The organism is Porticoccus hydrocarbonoclasticus MCTG13d, assembly GCF_000744735.1.
GTDB classification, from domain to species: Bacteria; Pseudomonadota; Gammaproteobacteria; order Pseudomonadales; family Porticoccaceae; genus Porticoccus; species Porticoccus hydrocarbonoclasticus.
Genome location: NZ_JQMM01000001.1, coordinates 1,013,912 through 1,035,184, shown reverse-complemented (window position 1 = coordinate 1,035,184; position 21,273 = coordinate 1,013,912). Strand labels below are relative to the sequence as shown.

Annotated in this window: 16 protein-coding genes; 4 read left to right on the top strand and 12 right to left on the bottom strand. The window is 51.4% G+C overall.

The features are described from left to right. The first annotated feature begins 2 nt into the window (after positions 1-2). The gene (locus U740_RS04930) at positions 3-1,217 is read left to right on the top strand and encodes a sensor histidine kinase (RefSeq protein ID WP_200877046.1); all 1,215 of its coding nucleotides are present in this window, start codon (positions 3-5) and stop codon (positions 1,215-1,217) included. 38 nt (positions 1,218-1,255) lie between these two features. Here the strand turns inward: U740_RS04930 and U740_RS04925 are convergent, their stop codons facing one another. The 3 genes from U740_RS04925 to katG (U740_RS04910) form a co-directional block, all read right to left on the bottom strand. Then, on the bottom strand, positions 1,256-3,028 hold the full coding sequence (locus tag U740_RS04925) for an LTA synthase family protein (RefSeq protein ID WP_200877045.1): 1,773 nt from the start codon (positions 3,026-3,028) through the stop codon (positions 1,256-1,258). Positions 3,029-4,828: 1,800 nt separating this feature from the next. Beyond that, positions 4,829-5,200, bottom strand: coding sequence for a group I truncated hemoglobin (locus U740_RS04915; protein WP_036859401.1), 372 nt, complete (start codon positions 5,198-5,200; stop codon positions 4,829-4,831). A 347-nt stretch (positions 5,201-5,547) separates the two neighbouring features. Continuing rightward, positions 5,548-7,719 carry a catalase/peroxidase HPI gene (gene katG / locus U740_RS04910; RefSeq protein ID WP_036859399.1) on the bottom strand — a complete coding sequence of 724 codons (2,172 nt, stop codon included), beginning with the start codon at positions 7,717-7,719 and terminating at the stop codon, positions 5,548-5,550. A 363-nt stretch (positions 7,720-8,082) separates the two neighbouring features. Between katG (U740_RS04910) and katG (U740_RS04905) the strand changes: the two genes are divergently transcribed. Continuing rightward, positions 8,083-10,239 carry a catalase/peroxidase HPI gene (gene katG / locus U740_RS04905; protein ID WP_407674730.1) on the top strand — a complete coding sequence of 719 codons (2,157 nt, stop codon included), beginning with the start codon at positions 8,083-8,085 and terminating at the stop codon, positions 10,237-10,239. Positions 10,240-10,459: 220 nt separating this feature from the next. On the opposite strand, the gene U740_RS11810 is transcribed toward katG (U740_RS04905), so the two are convergent. Genes U740_RS11810 through U740_RS04890 form a run of 3 tightly spaced genes read right to left on the bottom strand, consistent with a single transcriptional unit; the run spans position 10,460 to position 13,137 of the window. After that, positions 10,460-11,860, bottom strand: a complete 1,401-nt coding sequence (locus U740_RS11810) for a class I adenylate-forming enzyme family protein (protein ID WP_051921210.1) — start codon at positions 11,858-11,860, stop codon at positions 10,460-10,462. Between the two features lie 37 nt (positions 11,861-11,897). Further along, a complete protein-coding gene (locus tag U740_RS04895) occupies positions 11,898-12,878 on the bottom strand; it encodes an alpha/beta fold hydrolase (RefSeq protein ID WP_036859394.1) in 981 nt (326 codons plus the stop codon). Beyond that, the gene (locus U740_RS04890) at positions 12,862-13,137 is read right to left on the bottom strand and encodes an acyl carrier protein (protein ID WP_036859392.1); all 276 of its coding nucleotides are present in this window, start codon (positions 13,135-13,137) and stop codon (positions 12,862-12,864) included. Before U740_RS04890 ends, U740_RS04895 begins: the two co-directional genes overlap by 17 nt. A gap of 251 nt (positions 13,138-13,388) precedes the next feature. Here U740_RS04890 and U740_RS04885 point away from each other — a divergent pair, with 251 nt between their 5' ends. Further along, a complete protein-coding gene (locus U740_RS04885; protein WP_036859391.1) occupies positions 13,389-15,077 on the top strand; it encodes a diguanylate cyclase domain-containing protein in 1,689 nt (562 codons plus the stop codon). Positions 15,078-15,183: 106 nt separating this feature from the next. Here the strand turns inward: U740_RS04885 and U740_RS04880 are convergent, their stop codons facing one another. From U740_RS04880 to U740_RS04855, 6 genes are all read right to left on the bottom strand, one after another. Beyond that, positions 15,184-15,366 (bottom strand): DUF6435 family protein, encoded by a 183-nt coding sequence (locus U740_RS04880; protein ID WP_036859390.1) that lies wholly within the window; start codon positions 15,364-15,366, stop codon positions 15,184-15,186. A 159-nt stretch (positions 15,367-15,525) separates the two neighbouring features. Next, complete coding sequence (locus U740_RS04875; RefSeq protein ID WP_036859388.1) at positions 15,526-16,548, bottom strand: NAD(P)H-dependent amine dehydrogenase family protein; 1,023 nt, start codon at positions 16,546-16,548, stop codon at positions 15,526-15,528. A gap of 201 nt (positions 16,549-16,749) precedes the next feature. After that, complete coding sequence (locus U740_RS04870; RefSeq protein ID WP_036859386.1) at positions 16,750-17,220, bottom strand: hypothetical protein; 471 nt, start codon at positions 17,218-17,220, stop codon at positions 16,750-16,752. Positions 17,221-17,252: 32 nt separating this feature from the next. Next, entirely contained in the window at positions 17,253-17,777 is a 525-nt protein-coding gene (locus U740_RS04865; protein ID WP_036859385.1) for a HugZ family pyridoxamine 5'-phosphate oxidase, read from the bottom strand. Positions 17,778-17,796: 19 nt separating this feature from the next. Beyond that, a complete protein-coding gene (gene hutX, locus U740_RS04860; RefSeq protein WP_036859384.1) occupies positions 17,797-18,195 on the bottom strand; it encodes a heme utilization cystosolic carrier protein HutX in 399 nt (132 codons plus the stop codon). A gap of 26 nt (positions 18,196-18,221) precedes the next feature. Then, positions 18,222-20,294 carry a TonB-dependent hemoglobin/transferrin/lactoferrin family receptor gene (locus tag U740_RS04855; RefSeq protein ID WP_081890952.1) on the bottom strand — a complete coding sequence of 691 codons (2,073 nt, stop codon included), beginning with the start codon at positions 20,292-20,294 and terminating at the stop codon, positions 18,222-18,224. A gap of 274 nt (positions 20,295-20,568) precedes the next feature. Between U740_RS04855 and U740_RS11805 the strand changes: the two genes are divergently transcribed. Next, the gene (locus tag U740_RS11805) at positions 20,569-21,264 is read left to right on the top strand and encodes an energy transducer TonB (RefSeq protein WP_051921209.1); all 696 of its coding nucleotides are present in this window, start codon (positions 20,569-20,571) and stop codon (positions 21,262-21,264) included. The last annotated feature ends 9 nt before the right edge of the window (positions 21,265-21,273 follow it).

Genomic DNA, 21,273 nt, shown 5'->3' with positions numbered 1-21,273 from the left:
CGATGTTCATTGTTGAGGTATTTGTTAATGACGTTGAAAACACCATTCTTGACCTTGAACTGAAAGCAGACGCAGAGTATTTCAAGAAGCAAATTCAGGAAGGGAGTTTTCAACCAATAAAAACGGCGCAACTGGAAGCCATTTACCTACCAAAAGGTGAAACGGAGCTTATACTTCCGGAATATTTTCAGAGTCGTTTGTTGCCGTTTTCAGAGGAAATCGAGATAGATCAAACAACGTTGCTAATCCATGGCGAGCAACTGGAAGCAACCAATGGCAAGCTCTTTTTGGCCCAAGATATTACCATCATGGAAAATCGTGAGGCCTTGGTTCAGCTTATGCTGGTTGGAGCGGCTGGCCTGATGATTCTGATCGGCTTTTTTGTTGCCCACACAGGAGCCCGATACTTGGTACGTCCTTTCAAAAAGCTCACTCATGAAGTCTTTAACACAGCACCTGGATCTACAATACCAAAAATCGACACAGACTATCGTGATCAGGAGTTTTGCGATATTGCCGAGGCATTTAACCGATTTCTTTTCGCGCTGGAAAACCATATCGAACGCGAAAAATCCTTTGTGAAACTAGCCAGCCATGAACTACGCACGCCTTTGGCCGTAATGAGTGGTGCCTTGAACGTATTAGAACAACGTCAAAGCCTGTCTCCAGCGGATCAAAAAACCATTGGCCGCATCCGCCGGGCCATGCAAACCATGCGCGACGATACGGAGGTACTGCTTGAGCTTGCTCGCAGTGAGGTGTCCGAAGGCGATGCCAGAACCATAGTCCTGCAAGATGTCATTCTCAACACCATTGATGATCTGGAACATGGACTTCCGGAGCATGCCGGACGCATCACAGTTTCCAACAACAGCCCGGAGCTACGAGTCACTACTCATCCTGCTTTGGTACGAATGTTATTGCGTAATTTGTTACAGAATGCGCTACGTCACACCCATGCAGAAGTGGAGGTTCGATTAATCGAGAACAAAATTTCGGTACGAGACTTCGGGCCTGGGCTTCCTGACAAAATAACTAAAGATCTGAACGTTATTGGAATGCCAAGTAGTGAGAAATCTACAGCCGGAGAATTCAGTAACACCACCTTTGGCTTGTTGATCGTCAGGTTGGTTTGCGAGCGATTGGGATGGAATCTCGAAATCGCACAATCAAGTAACGAAGGAACGGAGTTTCTGATCCACGTTAACGTCGCTTAATTAAAAGACCACACACTAACTCTACTGTTCTGACCAAGTTATTCAGGTAGCGCATAGGCTTGCTTGCGATACAGTATCAGAGGGAGAAGTGCATGAGCCAAAACTTTTCTTGTGGTGGTTTCGTCCGGGGCATCCTCTAGGTACTGGGTGGCTCTGGTTTCTCGCGAATACATTCCTGCTAAAGGCACTTTGTCGGGACGCAATATAGTCACATTATAGCGATCGTCCATCCATGCATAGTAATCGTTGAACTGCATCATCGCTCGTCCGGGTTCGTCCGGAAACCTCACCAAATCACGGCCAACCATAGGATGTTTGCTGCTAATACCCATGAGCGAAAGCAGCGTTGGCGCAAGATCAATCTGACTCGTGATCGTTTTAATACGGCGGCTTTCAATATCTGCTCCAAGTATCAGCCCTGGAATTTGAAAATTCTTGATGGGGACTAACTCATCGCCCCAAACCCTGGCATCGTGATCTGCAACAATCAAGAACAGCGTATCTTTCCAGTAGTCACTTTTCCGTGCATTATCTATAAACTCACCCAAGGCATAATCAGCGTATTTGACGGCATTATTGACTGTGTTCTTCTCTACGTCATATTGCTCAATTCTGTTGTCAGGGTACTCAAACGGAGAGTGATTGGAAGACGAGAAAACTAGGCGAAAAAAAGGTTTACCTGATGCGTGAAGCTTCTGAAGGTCTTCATGGGTCTTAGTGAACAGGTCTTCATCGCTTACACCCCAGCTCCCGATAAAGGCGGGGTTAAGGAAGTCGTGCTGATCTACTATCGTGTCAAACCCATTGCCGGTGAAAAAACTGCGCATATTATCGAAGTGCGCTTCTCCACCGTAAATGAAACCTGTGTCGTAGTCATTGCGCTTCAACAATTCTCCCAGCGTAAAAAAACTGGTTTGGGATAATGATAATTTAACCACACTACGTGCCGGAGAAGGCAAGAAGCCAGCTACCACAGCTTCAATGCCTCGGGCAGATCTTGTACCTGTTGCATACAAATTCTCAAACCACCAACCGAATTTTTTCAAGGCTTCGAGGCGTGGAGTGACCGGAGTGCCACCTAATGATTCGACAAAAGTAGCGCCCAGACTTTCTTCAAGAACAATTACTAAATTAAGGGGGCGCGGTCTATTTTTTATAGGAATTTGATTGTGCAGAGTCGGAAAACTTTTGGAGTTAAACTCTGTTCTACTAAGCCACGGTACGCTCCTGACCTCGTCCAGAATTTCGGACATCGCCATATCGCCGTATTTGTCACTCGCATTCCCTTCATGTTTGAGATTGTAGACGGCAAACGCCACGGACCAAGTGGAGTTTATAATCAGTGAGTTAACGAGCACATCGGAAGTCAATGCAAACATTGCCGGATTAGCCGGGCGATGGCCCGTCGTGGAGCGAATGCTGATAAATACAACTAGAACCACGATTGGCCATACCAAAATCGCTTTGCGGTAACTGCCTGGATCGGTTTCCCGCGACCAGGGTTTCATCAACCAAGTGAACAGACCGGTCAGCAAAATACAAAACAAGACCCCAACGGCTACGTTCGGCAAATAGCCCTGCCAAAGCATACTCAGTATTTCCTTTGGATACTTCAGGTATTCGATAAACAGGCGGTTGGGCCGGGTATCATACTCGGCGATGAAAGTTGGAGTTGCGAGCTCCATGAATAGAAATCCAAAAAAGAAGATTAGCGCCCACAGGCCTGTCAAGCGTTTCCAAACAATCCAGCAGAAACGATTACCTAGAATTGGCAAAAGCAAGACCAGTGGCGCCACGGCCATGCCTGCCATGATCAGGTCTACCCGTAGCCCATGGAGAAATATACTAGGCCATACAGACGTTTCTGTAACCCGGTCAAATTGCCATGCAACCAAAAGTGTTCGAGACAGGCTACCGATAAGAAGTATTGCGAAAAACAACATCAGTAAAGGAGCGTAGGCACCGGCCCAACTGAACCACCGGTACAAACGTTCAGGTATTGCGTGTTTTTTGGAAAAAAAAGATGAAGGCATGCCTGCACTCTCAGTTTCAGTCGGGGAGTCCACCCGAGCGATTCATTTACAGGAGTGCAGAATAGAGGTAGGGACATCAGTGATGTGTCAGGAAAAAGTCAAGAAAATGTCAAAGTTCGCAGAGGCATTCAGTACAATTGCACCGGCTTTATAGAAATCAGGTATTCGTTTCCAGCCACACGCCAGGAAGTACTGAGGTGTATGCATATCTCTTCTACTGAATTTTTGGCTGCCTTCGCTGATTCGCGAAATTCGTTAAGATGGAAGCAAAAGAATTGTTGTTTTGTTAGAAATTGCCCCACCACTTCGTACCTACGAATCCGAATCTTTCTATCTGTTGAAGTATATCTAGGATGTTGCTCAAACTGATAGTTTATAGAGGTATTCATCAGGGAGCTGCTAGCTTTGTTATTGATTCAGCTATTGGTAAATTACAATTTGATGTATTTGCACTCATCTTCACTACGCAAGAAAATAAAGCAGACAACTACAACAATAGGAAATCAATAAACCCGAAAAATTTCATAGTTTCAGGTTCAGCTTATCCACACTCTAAAATCAGGCTACGACCTTTCTACAATTAAAGAATAATTATGCCACTCAGATAAGGCGACCACAGAGATATATACGCATGTGGTGAATCGTGGGGGAAGGGAGTTCTTAGCCCCATTGATCGACTAACATGATGCATCAGTACTATTTTTGGCATAGGAATGCCAAGCAGCCTGGCACCCTTCAGGCCGAACTGCTTCAATTTCTCGCCAGGTTGATAGACAACATCCCGAAACAGGTAGACATCACGCTCATAGCTCTGATAAAAAACAAATTACCTTTACTAGAGCCATTTAGCGACCTAATTCCCCCTAAACCGCAAGAAGGTACAGAAAAACTACAATGGCAACAACGAGTGAAGGCAATTGCCTATTTACCATAGCGGTGGAGCAAGACACTCAAGGAGTGATGCAAGGCAGCAAACATTGAATTTGATAGATCGACATTCAATTCCACATTCAGGGATTGAATGTCTTGGAATCGGTAGTGACATAAGATTTTAGTAGTACCAATAGTAGTATTGATTATTATCAAATTTATTATTTTATATATTTATCATAGCATTAATTGACTAGTTAAGCTCCCGCCGCCCCACCATATAGCAAAAAGGCCTCACCCTCGGGTGGGGCTTTTTTGGTATGGGCACACCCCCGTAGCGGGTTCAGCCACACAGCACCCGCATGGGCGACACGAAACTGTTTATGGAGCTATCATGCGAAGCCGAATATTCAGAGGTGCGCCATCGAAGATAGTGCTAACCAAGGATGCCCCGACTCTGATGATTAATTGGCACTTAAAAAGAGCTGGTACAACAAGTTCACGACAATGTAGCGGGGAGATTACAGAAAGGTCTGGGGTAAGATCACGGTATGGTTGGAGTTCGCCTAAGCTTGCCCTAACCACCCGTAGATCACCCTAATATCTCATCAGGTTGGGAGCTATCCCTTCACCATAGCGTGAGAGATATTAGACTCAGGCTTAACCTGATATCCGTTGCAAGTTACGGAAATATTTAATCCAAAAAGATTAAGCTTCAACAATATCTGATTTTACACTATTGATCATAGCTATCATCTCTTCTCGTTCTTGCGCGCCGGTTCCAAAATGATCAAAGGTCGCATCCAAGTGGAACAAAAGTGCATCCCAGTCGTCATTATTGATCCTCATGCCTCTGTGGGCTGTGACCATATCACGACCTGTATAAAACACTGGGCCGCCCGTCGTAGAGCAAATATAGTTGATAAACGTTTGTGTTTCGCGAGCAACTTCGTCGATTGATCGATGAGTCCAAAAGCGAGCTAGATGTTCGTCTTGTCGAAAACGAGGTATGATATTTTCAGCAAATGCAGCGATAGCATCATAGCCCCCGAGTCGATCATAAAGTGTTTTATCTGACATGATTACTTACCTCTATTATTGTTTATCTCGTAACAGACCAGAGTATAGGGTAAGAATGAAGTGGTCAAAACTTCTCGTTAACAGTCACCGATAGCAGGAATACCAAAAACACCCCAACGGCTTACTTTTGGGGGTATTTATGGGGGTATAAATAAAAACAGCATAGCCATATAACTATATTATTCATATAGTTATATGGCTTATTTAGTAGACGCCGCCGCCTCGCAGAGGCGAGTAATTCCTGCCACCACCAACACTAAAAAGCCCCAACTGATATCAGCTGGGGCTTTTTAGTTATTACGGCAACCTGACTAACACCCTCATAACGGGTTCAACCAGACTGAACGTTACACGAGATCAAAACGGTCGGCGTTCATGACCTTGGTCCAGGTAGCGACGAAGTCCTGCACGAACTTTTCCCTGCTATCGTCCTGAGCATAGACCTCGGCGTAGGCACGCAGGATCGAGTTGGAGCCAAACACCAGATCAACCCTGCTTGCCGTCCACTTGACTGCACCAGTCTTGCGGTCGCGGATTTCATACAGGTTGTTGCCGGTTGGCTTCCAGGTGTAAGCCATGTCCGTCAGGTTGACAAAGAAGTCGTTGCTCAGCACACCCATGCGGTCGGTGAACACACCGTGCTGGCTACCACCGTGATTGGTACCCAAAACACGCATACCACCCACCAGTGCGGTCATCTCGGGAGCTGTAAGTCCCATCAACTGGGCGCGGTCGAGCAGCATTTCCTCGGGTTTGACCACATAGTCTTTCTTTTGCCAGTTGCGGAAACCATCGGCCAGCGGTTCCAGTGGTTCAAAGGACGCGGCATCTGTCATCTCGTCGCTGGCATCGCCACGTCCGGGTGCGAAGGGAACGTTGATATTCACGCCTGCAGCCCTGGCCGCCTGCTCAACACCCAGGTTCCCGGCCAACACAATCACATCGGCCACGCTGGCACCGGTGTCGGCGGCAATTTTTTCGTAGATTGGCAGGACTCTGGCGAGACGTTCCGGTTCGTTGCCGGCCCAGTCTTTCTGCGGTGCCAGCCGGATGCGTGCACCATTGGCACCACCGCGCATATCGGAGCCGCGGAATGTTCGGGCGCTATCCCAGGCGGTGCTGACCATTTCACCGATGGACAAACCACTGTCGGCAATTTTGGTCTTTACCGCGCCCACATCGTAGTCGCGATTGCCGGCGGGGACCGGATCTTGCCAGATCAGATCTTCAGCGGGCACTTCCGGACCGATATAGCGGGATTTTGGCCCCAGGTCGCGGTGAGTCAACTTGAACCAGGCGCGGGCAAAAGTATCGCGGAAGTACGCCGGGTCGGCCATGAACTTCTCACAGATGGCCCGGTATTTGGGGTCCATCTTCATCGCCATATCGGCGTCGGTCATGATCGGGTTAAGGCGGGTGGTCATGTCTTCCACATCTACCGGCTTGTCCTCTTCCCTAATATTCACCGGCTCCCACTGATTGGCCCCGGCCGGACTCTTTTTCAGCTCCCACTCATAACCAAACAGCAGGTCGAAGTAACCCATGTCAAACTTTGTGGGATAGGTGGTCCAGGCACCCTCAATACCGGAGGTAACGGTGTCGCGCCCCTTACCGGAGCCATTGGGGTTTTTCCAGCCAAAGCCCTGTTCTTCCAAATCGGCGGCTTCAGGTTCGGGGCCAAGTGCTTCGGCATCGCCATTGCCGTGACATTTGCCCACGGTGTGGCCACCGGCAGTCAGCGCTACCGTCTCTTCGTCGTCCATTGCCATGCGGGCAAAGGTCATCCGCACCTGTTCGGCAGTCTTAAGCGGGTCGGGCTTACCGTTGACACCTTCCGGATTTACGTAGATCAGGCCCATCTGGACGGCAGCCAGGGGGTTCTCCATGGTCTCTGGCTTGTCGACATCGCCATAGCGCTCGTCGGAGGGAGCCAGCCACTCTTTCTCGGCACCCCAATAGGTGTCTTTCTGAGGGTGCCAGATGTCCTCGCGACCGAATGAAAAGCCGAAAGAAGGCAGGCCCATAGACTCATAGGCCACGGTGCCAGCCAGAATAATCAGATCGGCCCAGCTGACTTTGTTACCGTACTTCTTCTTGATCGGCCACAATAAGCGCCGGGCCTTGTCGAGACTGACATTGTCCGGCCAGGAGTTGATTGGCGCGAAACGCTGGTTGCCCTTGCCACCGCCACCACGGCCATCAGCAATCCGGTAAGTACCCGCAGAGTGCCAGGCCATACGGATCATCAGCCCACCGTAGTGCCCCCAGTCCGCGGGCCACCAATCCTGGCTGTCGGTCATCAGGGCATGCATATCTTTCTTAAGCGCCGCAACATCCAGCTTCTTGACCTCTTCGCGGTAACTGAAGCCCCCTCCCATCGGATTGGTCTTGATATCGTGCTGATGCAGAATGTCGAGATTCAGGGCAGCCGGCCACCACTCCATGTTCGACATACCGGTTGATGTGGCGCCGCCATGCATCACCGGGCACTTGCCTCCTGTCGTCGCGTTGTTATCCATTTTCAAGTCCCTCTTCGAGTATTCACAAAATTATAGTAGCAGGATGCCTGATAGCGAGTTGCGGAAAATTAATATTGCCCCGGAAGATTCTCCAACTGTCTGTCAATATGCCCGACCAGTTCATCAGCGATCTTTTGACGATACACGCTACCACGTTACCCCTGAGATGGAACGATCAGTGTGCATACCGTTACCAATATAATTTTTCAATCCATTTCATAGTGAATGTAAATGCCGCATTTACGCTGGGCTACGCTATATTGTGTATTGAAATATTGTATTTCTTTTATTTAGGGAGCTACGTCAATGCTTACAAAAACAACACCTATAATTGCTGCTCTGGTGATAGCCGTATCGCAGGTCATGACACCAAGTACGGCAATGGCAGAGGGTGAGCCAAAAACCAACCAGTTCTGGTGGCCTGAAAAGCTTAACCTGAGTCCGCTTCGCCAGCACAGCCAGGAGTCCAATCCGATGGGGGACGACTTCGATTATGCCAAGGCGTTTGCCAGTCTGGATCTCGACACCGTCAAGCAAGACATTGAGACGTTGATGAAGACGTCACAGGATTGGTGGCCCGCGGACTATGGCCACTACGGACCTTTCTTTATACGGATGGCCTGGCACTCTGCGGGCACCTACCGTGTTGCTGACGGCCGCGGTGGTGCTGGCGGTGGACAACAGCGATTTGAGCCGCTGAATAGCTGGCCGGACAATGTCAGTCTCGACAAGGCCCGGCGCTTATTGTGGCCGATCAAACAGAAATACGGTCGCAGCCTCTCCTGGGCCGATCTGATGGTTCTGACAGGCAATGTGGCACTGGAGTCCATGGGTTTCAAAACCTACGGCTTTGCCGGGGGTCGTGAAGACGACTGGGAACCGGATATGGTGTATTGGGGACCCGAGAAACAATGGCTTGCCGACGAGCGTTACCATGGTGACCGAAAGCTGGAGAACCCTCTGGCCGCAGTCCAGATGGGGCTGATCTACGTAAATCCGGAAGGCCCCAACGGCAATCCCGATCCACTTCTAGCCGCCAAGGATATTCGCGAAACCTTTGGCAGGATGGCAATGAATGACGAAGAAACCGTCGCGCTGATCGCTGGCGGGCATACTTTCGGTAAAGCTCACGGTGCCCACAAGCCCGATGAGTGCCTTGGCGCTGATCCCGCCGGTGCACCCATTGAACAACAGGGGCTGGGCTGGAAAAACAAGTGTGGCAAAGGGAATGCAGAAGACACCATCACCAGTGGTCTGGAAGGTGCCTGGACGGCCAACCCCACTGCCTGGACTTCATTGTACCTGGAGAACCTGTTTGCCTTTGAGTGGGTACAAACAAAAAGCCCCGCCGGAGCAGTTCAGTGGATTCCTGCGAATAACCAGGCGACAAATACCGTCCCGGATGCCCACGATAAATCCAGACGTCATGCACCCATCATGTTTACTACGGACCTGTCTCTGAAAGAAGATCCCATTTATCGGGAAATCTCCTTGCGCTTCAAGGAAAACCCGAAGGAGTTCGAACTCGCTTTCGCCAAGGCATGGTTCAAGCTGACCCATCGCGATATGGGACCCCGCGAACGCTACATCGGCAACGAAATCCCCGATGAGGACATGCTGTGGCAGGATCCCGTCCCGGCAGTCGATCACCCACTGATCGACTCAAAAGATATCGCCAAGCTGAAGTCCGACATCCTGGAATCAGGTTTGACGACCTCTGAACTGGTAAGAACTGCGTGGGCATCTGCCGCCACCTTCCGCGGTACCGACATGCGCGGTGGTGCCAATGGTTCACGGATTCGTCTTGCGCCACAAAACAAATGGGATGTGAACAACCCAACAGAGCTCGACAAGGTGTTAAAGCGTCTGGAGAAAATCCAGAAAGACTTTAACGGGTCACAATCGGGCAGTAAAAAGGTATCACTTGCCGACCTGATTGTTCTGGGTGGTGCCGCAGCCATTGAACAGGCCGCCAAGAATGCCGGACAGGATGTAGAGGTTCCTTTTAAACCGGGTCGCACCGATGCAACGCAGGCACAGACTGATGTCGACTCCTTCGCTGTACTGGAGCCCACTGCAGACGGTTTCCGCAACTACTTCGGCAAAGGCCATTCCAGATCACCCGCAGAGATGCTGGTGGATCGGGCCAGCCTGCTCACCCTGACGGTTCCTGAAATGACCGTTCTCGTGGGGGGTATGCGCGCACTGGATGCAAACACCGCAAAATCCAAACACGGTGTATTTACCGACCGGCCCGGAACATTGAGCAATGATTTCTTTGTCAATCTGCTCGATATGTCCACCAAGTGGTCAAAAGCCAAAACTGACGGGATTTATGAAGGCAGTGATCGCAAAACAGGCAAGCTCAAATGGACAGCAACACCGGTCGATCTTGTTTTTGGATCGAACTCCGAGTTGCGTGCCATTGCAGAAGTCTATGCTGCCAATGATGCAAAAGAGAAGTTCATCAATGATTTTGTCGATGCATGGCACAAGGTAATGACGCTCGACCGCTTCTAACCCGGTCAACTTTAGTCCCAACGGGGAAGGTGCTCGCAACGGCAGAAAAACGAAGCCATTCGAGCACCTGACTCCGATTAGAGAAGCGGTCATTTATCCTTTTCGGAACTGACACAAAAACGGCGGTGTTAACAACACCGCCGTTTTTCTTTATCCGGTAAAACCCCCACAGGAAATTATCAAGAACAACTGGAAACTCCCTGAGCAAGAGAGTTTTCAATCATTGAAATAATTTGAGTAACTCTCTTTTCAACACTTTTCCCTGGGAGTTTCTGGGAAAACTGTCCAACACAATAATCCGGCGGGGCGCTCTCAATCCCAGACTTGCCCTGGCAAAACATCGAAGTTCCACTGTAGTCACTGACACTCCGGCCTTTAGGATAACGGCAGCAACCGGGATTTGCCCATGCACCTGCGAAGGCAACCCAAGTGCTGCCACACAGTCGACATCAGGGTGGGTCTCCAGAACCCGCTCAATCTCAGCGGGGAAGATATTGAGCCCATTCAGGATGATCATGTCATCGGTTCGCCCATCCAGAACAAGTTGCCCACCAGCATGGATGTGCCCCAGATCCCCCGGATAAAACCAACCATCCCTGAATCTTTTTGACGTGTCTGAGGGTGAGTTCAGATAGGTACTGGCTACTCCCTCGGCCCGAATACGAATCTCTCCTCGCTCACCCAGTGGCAGCCGGCTGCCCTGATCATTCACTATTTGTAGCTCGACACCATCAAGTGGTATGCCAACCGCACCCGCTTCATCATGGTCACCGGGGCCGGCCATGGATATGGCGCCACATTCTGTGGCTGCATATCTGACATAAAGGTTTGTGGTCACTTTTTCCTGAATCGCGCGACGAACCGCATAGGGCACGGCTGAACCACCTGTGCGGATCTTGAGTCCAGACAGCTTGCCCACTTTATTCAGCGCGGTCAGATCCGAAGCATGCATACTTGAAATATCCAGACAACTCACCCGGTGCTGTAAAACGAACTGTACCAAATCAAATTTACCCCGTGGCTTGAAGACATTGGTTCCGCCCTGCCAGACACAATAAAGCCTGTGCCTTTTGGAATTGTTGTGTTCGATGGAGGCAAGTCTCAGAAGCCGCTCTCCAGCATACTCCCTGTGACGGTCTGCCTGGGCGGCAACCTGTGCTTCACTGAATGGCACGACATTCACATCACCGGTAGTACCTGCGGTTCTGAAGTACAAAACACTGTCAACAGCTACTTGACCGCCGGGGGGAAACGCCGGAGACGGAGATGCGCCACAACGGTAATCCAGGAAGTTATGCGCGTCTGAGGACTCAATTATCCGAGTCACCGAAACCCTGTGGGCCAGACTGGTTCGCAATTGCGGGGCATCGTGCCCGGGAAGGGTAATAATACTGGCACCTGTTGCCAAAAGAGCAAGGCTGATTATCACGTGATCAACTTCGTCTTCAATACAGATCCCCACCACTTTTGAGGGGCCGAATCCGGCTGCATCAAGGTTTAAAGCAGTTTTTTTGACACAGTCAAAAAGTTCACCGTACGTGAGTGACAGGCGCTCTGAAATAATGGCCGGATGTGCCATTTTATTCGTGGCATGTGCCGCAAGTTTGGCAAAAAAGCCCATATCAAATTACCGTCAAAAAGGAATTTATCCCTAAAACTCAATCACTCCCGGGCAAACCGGCATCGAATAGCGTCCTCTGCAGAACACTGCCCAGCTCGCCCCGTTTAAGCAGCGGAAATAGCGCGACATGTCCGGCGCCAGGAACCGGAACAAGCCTCACTGACGGGAGAATCGATTCGATCACTCTCGCAGACTCAGCGTCTTTGATGCTGCTCTCACCATAAATGATATGCACAGGAGGCGGTTTCTCACCCATGCCAAAGTGCTTGAAAAGCCCCGGAGCCCCCTCCCCGTCAGCAAATGAACGCCAGCGGTCGTCCTCCGGATTATTCGGGCTGACACTAAGACATGCATCGGCCTGCCAGCGCAGCGCGGATAACAGGGAAGGCATTGCCCCACCACTGGTGCCAACCGTCACTACTCTGCGGTACTCATCAAACTTCAACAGGGTTTTAAGTGCCACAAGCGATGATTGCAGATCAGGGGTGAGCCCAGGGAGGCCCGTACGATAACCTTTGTGCTTCTCTGTTCGAAGTAAAACCACGTCGGCACTGTTTGCGTCTATCAACTGCAGAAATACCGGTGTCGGCATCATCATGCGCTGGAAATTTCCGCTAAAACAGACCACCAATGTTTTGCCAGCGCGGTCACCACCGGCTTCATAGATAACGACAGCCCCCCCCAGGCGTTTTCGCACAAAAGGGGCAGGAGCATTGCTACCCGCAGCAAGCAAGTATTGATCATGGAGTTTTGCCAGCCAGACTTTCGACAGCTCACGGGTATTAATCGAAATATATTTTCTAACAACGCTGTCTTTTCCGAGAATATTTCTTCGGATTCTGAAAAAAACCTGCATGATTTTTTTCCACAACCAGTTACCCCCTGTTCGGGTAATGAACTCATCCCGCAAACCGGCCAACTCCAGCGGCGTCATCCGGTTTTCAAGGGTAATATGGAGTTTATTCAGCTGGTTGGGTGACTTGCAGCACCCGGCAAGGCGTTTATACAGTCTGTTCACAATATTTTTCTACTCTATCGACCAGTTGGCCAAGTGTACTCAGTCTGTTCAAATCCTCGGGCAAAACAGTCAGTCCCCATTCGACCTCCAGTCCAATACAAAGCTCCATCGCTGACAGACTGTCTATCTCCAGCTCGGTCAGCTCGATATCCCAGACTCCAGCGACAAAATCGCTTTCGGCAACAGTATCCCGAAGGTAAAAAATTCCGGCGTCCTGCAGGATGGGAACGAGCAACTCTCTGATAGCATTTTTGTTCATTTCAATATGATCCGGTAATTTATAACATACCCCTCATCAAAGTTTTGCCCCAGCCAGTAACCAAGATGCTCAAATTGGAACACGGCGGCTGCCAACATGAAACATTTGCCAGGATATTTGACCCCCGAATAAAAATCCGGGCACCAGACAGGTACTCTGGCGTCAATTCAAATGCGTTTGAGTCACTGACCAGTTGCCTACACCGGGCAATCCAATGATAATTTAACGTATGGCTTAATCAGGGGTTTTCTTTGAGCATCAAAACACGTTTTCAACTTCTGACGGCAGCTCTCATCGTTATTTCCTCCCTGTGCGCATGGCTGCTGTTCCAGCAGGTTGCAAAAAATATTATCGAGGAATGGGGACTGCGCGCCGCCGATATTCAGGTGCGCTACGACAGCACCCGCCTACTGAAACCGATTGAGCGGGAAATTGCGCTGGCCCGGCAGATGGCCGATTCCCGCGTCATCCAGAACTGGGCAAAGAATGAGCATGATCCCGCACTCGCCGCCGAAGCCATCCGTGAGATGGAGAGCTATCGCCGGAACTTTAGTGCGGAAAATTATTTTGTGGCACTCAAGCAATCCGGCTCCTATTACTACAACAACGCCGAGGACGAGTTTTCCGGCAAACAGCTTCGCTACACGCTGGACAGTGACAAGCCCGATGACGCCTGGTTCTACCAGCTACTCAAACTGAATAAGTCCTTTCACATCAATGTCAATCCGGATACGCAGCTGGGCATTACCCAGCTGTGGATTGACGTGCAAATGAAAGACGGCGATAACACACTGGGTATTGTCGGCACCGGCCTGCCTCTGGAGGCGTTCCTGGAGGAAATCGTCGATATCGAGCAACCCGGTATCACGACCGTGTTTGTGGATCATACAGGCGCCATCCAGTTACACCGCGACCCCGGCATCATTGATTACGCCAGTCTGGTAAAACCGGAAGGCCAGAAGAACACCATTGAGTTGCTCTTTGACCAACCACGAGATCAACAGGCACTGTGGAATACAATGACAACCCTGCGCGAGGTCGGCGACAATACCAGCGAGGTAAAAAGCCAGTTTGTGGTCATTGACGGCAAGCGCTATCTGGCAGGGGTTGTCTACCTGCCTTCGCTGGACTGGTTTGAACTCACACTACTGGATCTGGAGGAGGTGATTCCTGTCAGCAGTTTTGCAGCCATGATGATGCTGTTTACCCTCATCCTGTTGATCGCCATATTGCTGGTGCACCTGGCGTTGCGAAAGCTGGTTCTGACACCGGTAGCAGCACTGGATAATGCCATGCTCAAAGTGAAAAGTGGCGACCTTCGACCTGCCGACCTGCCGAGCGGATCGGGAGAAATCGGTCGACTGATCAACCATTTTTCCGACATGGCCGAGGCAATTCGCAATCACACCAAGGAGCTGGAAACCCGGGTCAAGGACCGCACACAGGCGCTCAACGAACTCACCAAACTCGATCCGCTAACCGGTCTGCTCAACCGGCGTGGTATGAACCTCCAGCTGAGCCAAGAAATAGACCGTTCACGCCGCCAGCAAAACACCTTCGGCATCATCTGGCTCGACCTTGATCATTTCAAGACTATCAATGATTCCTTCGGACACGCGGTCGGCGACCGTGCGCTGATCAATGTTGCCGGTCTTCTGAAAGCAGGTATCAGGCCCTATGATCATGCAGCCCGGTGGGGCGGGGACGAATTTCTGGTGCTGCTTTCACCTTGTGATGAAACGACGTTACAGCAGATCGGAGAGCGCCTGCGGTTGAGCATTGAGCAGGCCGGGCTGCCGGAGGGACGAAAAATAACCGTCAGTGTTGGCAGCTGTCTGGCACAACCGGGAGACCAGCTGGAAACGCTGCTGAAATCCGCAGACGATGCACTATATGAAGCCAAAGCCTCAGGCCGCAACCGCATGATCAAGGCCGGTTGACCGGTGAAAGAGGGGACGCTGCCGTATACGATTAGCCAATGACGAAGCAGCTTGGCCTATAACAATTCATGTGTGGCAGGCCTCCTGAACTGAACTGCCCGGCGGATTACTCCCGACCGTCAGTATTTTCCAGCGCTTTGATTTTCTGATAGAAACCGTCCGCTTCCTCACTCAATTCCGCGTACCTTTGAATATTGCCTGATCGTTGTGCCTCCATGGCTTGTTGAAGTTTGCTCTGGTAGCTCTTCTCCAGCTTTTCCAACGGATTTTTTCTGAACAGTCCAAACATAGTCATTCTCGTGTCGCAGGGTTCATAACAACCGCGATGGGACAGCGGCCAATCAATACTCCTACGATCCGAACGACGTTTTGGACCGGTACCCGGTAGACAATTCGGATAATCCAACCACCGGGTATCGTCCTCGCTTGGCCTCTCGCGGCAACTCTGTCAGGTTAAGTAGGTTTCCAGGCTGAATGCCCGATAGCGCAGCCGGGGTAACTTCTCGGCAGTGATAAAGCCGGGCGGGGCGTTAATCACATCGGGAATTCTATTGACCAATTGGGTACAGGTGGTCATCGCGGTGGGAACCGCTCCATTGGAAAGCTCAACGTCTGGCTCCCCCGCTATTTTCCAGTGATTCATGTCAGCCTGATCAGGCCGGTACACACAACCGGTCATTTCGAACACAAAGCTCGGCCCTTCACTGGTTTTAATTTCATCGATATCGGTAAAACCCAGAACATTACCAACGGGAACCGTGATTCCCAGCGAGGCGACCGGCAGAGGTTCCGTCGCCAGTACCGGCCGCGATGTCGTGGTAATCGACACGGGCGTCAGCCCGGTATCCGCCACCAGTGCATCCAACACGTTGCGACCAAAGGTGGGTGGGCGCGAAGCGGACTCCAGCCACGTATTGAACTGCTCCGGGGTGGTGCCAACCTGTTGCTCGCGAGCCAGTTCGGGGCCGTAATCGTCGACATTCCAGCTGGCCTGGCCCAGCACTTTGTCTATACGATGGGTCGTACCCATCAACATGCTCACCATATTGAGCCAGTAGCTGTCCTGATGACCGGAACCCGTCAAAGTCACACCGGTGCGTTTGGCGATGCTGTCCAGCTCAGCAGTAATCTCGGGCGAGGTGTCCCACGGGTACAGTGCTTCTTCAGACAACGTCACCGCATTCACACCATGCTCGGCACACAGACGGAGCTGCTCCTGTGCATCGGACATATAGCTGTTGACGGCGATAACCGCGATATCGGCTCCACGACTCAACACCTCTGCGGCGTCATTGCTCACGGCGACTCCCAGCTGGCGCCCGAGCCCGGTGAGCTCCCCCAGATCCTTGCCGACTTTTGCCGGACTGCGGGAAATGGCCCCGATAATCTCGACGCCCTTGTCGAGCAACATACGGGTAATGATCGAATTCATTGTCCCGACACCATAAACCACAGCTTTGATTTTTTTCATGGATACCACCCTCTCGTTATTATCGTGTTCAGTTACATCGGTCTGTAGTCGATATAACAGTGCCACAGTATAGGCAAGCTCAAGGGCAGATGGTAACCCCGATCCGTATTGCAGTTATGCCAAAAAAACCGACTCGATGGTGGACAACCCTGTCGGGATCAATGATGAAAATTTTGAACAGATCCTAATGCATTGCCCTGCTCAGCACGTGGTGCTGAGTCGGGTCGCTACCGGGGAGTCCGGAGCTGGCCAGGGAGGCCTCGCTGATTTTTCCAGCGCCCTGGAAATGACTTCCCGGTAAATCGCTGACTGATCTCCACGGACAAATTCACCGGCCTCAAGTACCGCATAGTACGTCGTCAACAGATAGTTCTTCTCGAGATGAAACTGCCCCAGCTGCCTGTAACAGACAGCCGTGCCATGGCCTGCATCAACAAGCCTTTCCACATCAGCATACCCCCCGCCTTGAACCTTTACAGGCTGACAGTCATTGGCCAACAGAATCATGGCAATTTCAAAACCGCTACCAAAATGGGGGAGCGCTGACCGATAGTGGCTGCGTGTCATAAACACCTGCCCTTCCTGCATACACCGCTCCCAGTAACGCCTTGCCGTACAGGGGTTGGCTGACAGAAACTGCCTGTGATGCACACACAGGAATTGTGGTTCCATAGCGATTCTCCCCTCTCCGGTTAATGGATATTTCAGGCCACGTCCCGTTTCTGGTGACCATCCCTGAGGTGATCCACTGTTTCACCGGCGAGGGTTTTTCCCGCCAGGGAAAATGCCCGACCAAAACCTTTCACATAACGTCCACCCTGAGGAACAAGTCGAAACAGCTTGAAATCTGCCAACTGGCTGAGGTGATTAATACGCTCGCCATGTCTGTCGGCCAGTCGTGCTATGCCCTCGGCCCAATGCTTGCCATCCGGCTCAATGTGTTTTGCCTGCACGCTGTAATTTACCCTGATCCGGGCGAACAGCTCGCCGGCACTGTCCTCATCCTCGATGATCAGGACAGAGGCTTCCGGAAAATGCTGAAGGTTAACGGCATGCAGGGCAATTTCACTGATCAACACATACAGACATTCTTCGCCAATCGCAAAGGGGGCATAGGAGGCATAGGGTGTTCCCTCCATTGTAAGAGTCGATAACATCAGACTTTTGCGGCTACTGATAAAGTTGACCACTTCTTCATTAATACGTTTCTGCACAATTGACTCTCTCATTCTGCTCTCCTGATATTCGTCACTGCACCGAGCGGTGCTCTCTAATACGATGAAATTCGGCTACCTGTCCGGGAAATAATTCGCCATCGTTGTCTCTGCCCAGGAAGACCTTGAAAATGGGTTCGCTGTCCTTGTCCAAAAAAACAAAGGCGTAGCTCTCTCTGCCCCGGTGGGGACGCGCCTGGAAAGCCACCCGCTGGATCCTGCCGAGATTGATGTGCCCGTGCAGCCCCGAACTGCCACCGTCGAGATTGTAGTAACCCTCACCGAGGCTACCGGCGGGAAAACACCCCTTGAACTCGAACACACAACCGCCATGCACGATGACAGTGGTTGTATTCCCCCACTCGGCCAATAGCCGAAGCAGTGCTTCTGCCTGATCCCCGGACATCCCCTGATTGTCGTCCCACGCTGTCATTGTTGGTTACCTATACCCTGTCGCCACTAGAAACGGTAAGTTGCCGTCAGGATAATTTCCCGTCCTGACTCATAGAGTTCTTCCCAGGCCCGCCGATAGTGCTTATCCGTGACGTTGTTGACCGTGAGATCAAGCTTGACGCCGTTCAGACTTTCCGGCTGCCAGCTGGCATACAGGTCCGTGATGTTGTAATCACTGTACTCCTGACCCGCCGTGTTCTCCGGGTAGTCGGTACGATCCTGCCTGGCGGCATGGGTAAAGCGTACTCCAGCCAACCATGGCCTGGCACCGAAACGGTAATTCAGGTCAGCCGAGAAAGTATCGGCAGGAATATTGGTGAGATCATCACCGGTTTTATCATCCTCACCCCGTGTTTGGCCATAGGCCAGTTTCAACTGCCACTGGTCAAGCCGATAATCCGCACTCAGCTCATAGCCCTTTATCTCCGCCTCATCCACATTCACCCAGGTGGTATAACCGGGGTCCATCACCGGGAAGAAGGTAGGGTCTGTGACGATCTGTTCGATAAAGTCATCCACTTTGTTGCGGAAAACAGCGGCATTGATACGCAGGCTGTCATCAGCAAACAGGTTCTCGAATTGCATATTGGCCAGCAGTTCTGTGTTGGCCGCTTGCTCGGGCTTCAAATCCGGATTGGGCAGGAAGCTGTTGCAAAATCCCGGGAACATACAGAAATGGGTTCCCGTACTGTAAAGGGCTTCCGCCCCGGGGGCCCGAAATGCCCGATCGTGGCGAAGGGTCAGTTTCAACCAGTCCGATGACTGCCAGATGACAGCAATCGATGGGGAGACATCGCTGTCACTGCTGTCAGCATTGAGGTTCTTAGCCTCGGTTTCAAAGCGGTCATAACGGACACCAAGTTCCAGTTTCCAGGCTTCCGAGAGCGGTACGGTGGCCTGTACAAATGCGCCCCAGACATCGGTTTCCGCATCCGGAGGTGCAGGGCGGTCTATGCCGCCCCGGCGGGCATCGAATTCTTCTCGATAACCATCAATCCCGTAGAGCAGTGCGATATCACCTATCATGGAAAGATTGTTCAGGTTAATACCCCGCACCACCAGTTCAGTGGAATCGTAGCGTCCATCACTGACCCTGGACTCATCCATTTCCACCTTGTTTCTGTAGGCCAGCAGCCGACTGTTCACCAGGGGAGAATTGGTATCCAGGTGATATTCCATTGACCAGGTGGTCGTTCGCTGATCCCGGTCAATCAGGAAATTGCTGCTACCTAGATTAGCGGCACCATTGGAAGGCACACCGCCTTCCACTTCGGCACGGCGGTAATTAATCGCCAGGGATTGCTGGTCGTCGATTTGCCATTCTGCCTTCAGCAATCCGCCCTGATCCCGCGTGGCTGAGCCCGCCAGGGCGTCACCATTACCGAGCTCGATGTCATTGGCATCCCGGTAATAACCACTGGCCAGCAGATCTACATTACCCACTCGCCCGGCCAATGCTGTGGTGGTGGTTTGCTGATGGTTGTTGCTGTTGTAACCCGATTTGACCAAGCCACCCAGATTGGCACCCGGCTTCAACAAATCTCTGGCAGAAATGGTATTTTGGGAAACTACCCCGCCAAGTGCACCCGAACCCCACAGGCTGCTGGTGGGCCCTTTGAGAACTTCAACATCACGAATTAGCTCAGGATCCAAAAAGTAAGTGGGACGATGACCAGACTCAAATGTCTGACGCACCCCATCTATGGTTTGCAGGACCTTCTGGCCGGTCAGCCCCCGAATATTGACCGACTGATTGCCGGGTCTGGGGCCACCGGATACCGTAATATTTGGCTGATAGCGCAATATTTCCGCCACCGACTGGGGTTGCATGGTGCTTATTTCATCCTCGTCTATCACCACAATGGCACGAGATACGTCGTCAATGTCCTGCTCTACCCGGGTTGCACTGACCACCACCGGTGCGACTTCAAAGGCCGAAGATTCTGCAGACTGACCAGTATTGTCGTTGGCCTCGACGGCAACAGTGACCGCCGGGTACGACAGAAGTAACGCGGGCACCAGACCCAGTTGATACCAGCCAACTGAAAAAAAGTTTTTCTGTTTTTGCCAATCATTCATAACGGATTCCCCATCACTGTTCCCCATCACTAATTGCACCCGGAATAGCGACGCTTTTGGCAAGAAACCAAATCAGCCTACCCGACTACTTACCCAACTATGGGAACAGCAATTTACACACACCAACCTCAAATGTAAATACGAATCATTATTATTTACAAAAAGAGGCCGACTGTATACCATGGGCACCACTGACATTTGAATCATCTCGGTTATGGGCAAAGCACTGAAAACATACTGGCCAACACTGCTTTGGCGGAGCGGGAGCCTTTTGATGGCTCTGGTTGCCCACAGCTGGGCAATCACTCTACCGCCGACAGAAGCGCCATCTGCTGAATCGGCGTCCTCGTTTCACACCGCGCCAGTGGCGGTGTCGATCTCATTCCGCCGCGAACAGAGTATGCTAAAAGCTGTTGAACCTATTGCCACAACAAAGCACAGACAGCCCCCTGCTTCAGAGCCAGTGGTAGCCCGCACACCTGAAAAAAAGCAGCCCCAAGTGACTACCGAGCCGAATGTCGAACCCCCTGCAGAGACAAAACCACTTCGGGAAAAAATCCCGGAAGCGAAGCGGCCGCACGCCACAAGGGAGGACGAGACAGGGCAGCTTGACGATACGGCAAGCGTTGTGGCTAGCCAGCCTGAATCGCCCAAACAGCAGGGCATTCATACAGCGCCGCTGGTTACCGAACCTCTGTTCGCCAGGCCACCTACACCGCCCAATTACCCCACAGTTGCTCGCAAGCGGGGCCAGCAGGGCACAGTCTGGCTGGATATCTGGCTCGACGACGAGGGCGAACAGCGTCAGCTGTCAGTCAGCAAAAGTTCGGGAATCGCTGTACTGGACGAGGCCGCACTACAGGCCGTTGCCAGTTGGGAGTTCATGCCTTACCGGATAAATGGCAAGAGCGCCGAATCAAGGGTCAGGGTTCCGGTGCAATTCGCCCTGAAAAAATCAACCTACCACTAATGCCTGCTA

What these genes read in the sequence shown, in the direction of transcription:
- U740_RS04930 (WP_200877046.1), top strand. Translation starts at nt 3, where the DNA reads ATGTTCATTGTTGAGGTATTTGTTAATGACGTTGAAAACACCATTCTT.
- U740_RS04925 (WP_200877045.1), bottom strand. Translation starts at nt 3,028, where the DNA reads ATGGCAGGCATGGCCGTGGCGCCACTGGTCTTGCTTTTGCCAATTCTA.
- U740_RS04915 (WP_036859401.1), bottom strand. Translation starts at nt 5,200, where the DNA reads ATGTCAGATAAAACACTTTATGATCGACTCGGGGGCTATGATGCTATC.
- katG (WP_036859399.1), bottom strand. Translation starts at nt 7,719, where the DNA reads ATGGATAACAACGCGACGACAGGAGGCAAGTGCCCGGTGATGCATGGC.
- katG (WP_407674730.1), top strand. Translation starts at nt 8,083, where the DNA reads ATGACACCAAGTACGGCAATGGCAGAGGGTGAGCCAAAAACCAACCAG.
- U740_RS11810 (WP_051921210.1), bottom strand. Translation starts at nt 11,860, where the DNA reads ATGGGCTTTTTTGCCAAACTTGCGGCACATGCCACGAATAAAATGGCA.
- U740_RS04890 (WP_036859392.1), bottom strand. Translation starts at nt 13,137, where the DNA reads ATGAACAAAAATGCTATCAGAGAGTTGCTCGTTCCCATCCTGCAGGAC.
- U740_RS04880 (WP_036859390.1), bottom strand. Translation starts at nt 15,366, where the DNA reads ATGTTTGGACTGTTCAGAAAAAATCCGTTGGAAAAGCTGGAGAAGAGC.
- U740_RS04875 (WP_036859388.1), bottom strand. Translation starts at nt 16,548, where the DNA reads ATGAAAAAAATCAAAGCTGTGGTTTATGGTGTCGGGACAATGAATTCG.
- U740_RS04870 (WP_036859386.1), bottom strand. Translation starts at nt 17,220, where the DNA reads ATGGAACCACAATTCCTGTGTGTGCATCACAGGCAGTTTCTGTCAGCC.
- U740_RS04865 (WP_036859385.1), bottom strand. Translation starts at nt 17,777, where the DNA reads ATGAGAGAGTCAATTGTGCAGAAACGTATTAATGAAGAAGTGGTCAAC.
- hutX (WP_036859384.1), bottom strand. Translation starts at nt 18,195, where the DNA reads ATGACAGCGTGGGACGACAATCAGGGGATGTCCGGGGATCAGGCAGAA.
- U740_RS04855 (WP_081890952.1), bottom strand. Translation starts at nt 20,294, where the DNA reads ATGAATGATTGGCAAAAACAGAAAAACTTTTTTTCAGTTGGCTGGTAT.
- U740_RS11805 (WP_051921209.1), top strand. Translation starts at nt 20,569, where the DNA reads ATGGCTCTGGTTGCCCACAGCTGGGCAATCACTCTACCGCCGACAGAA.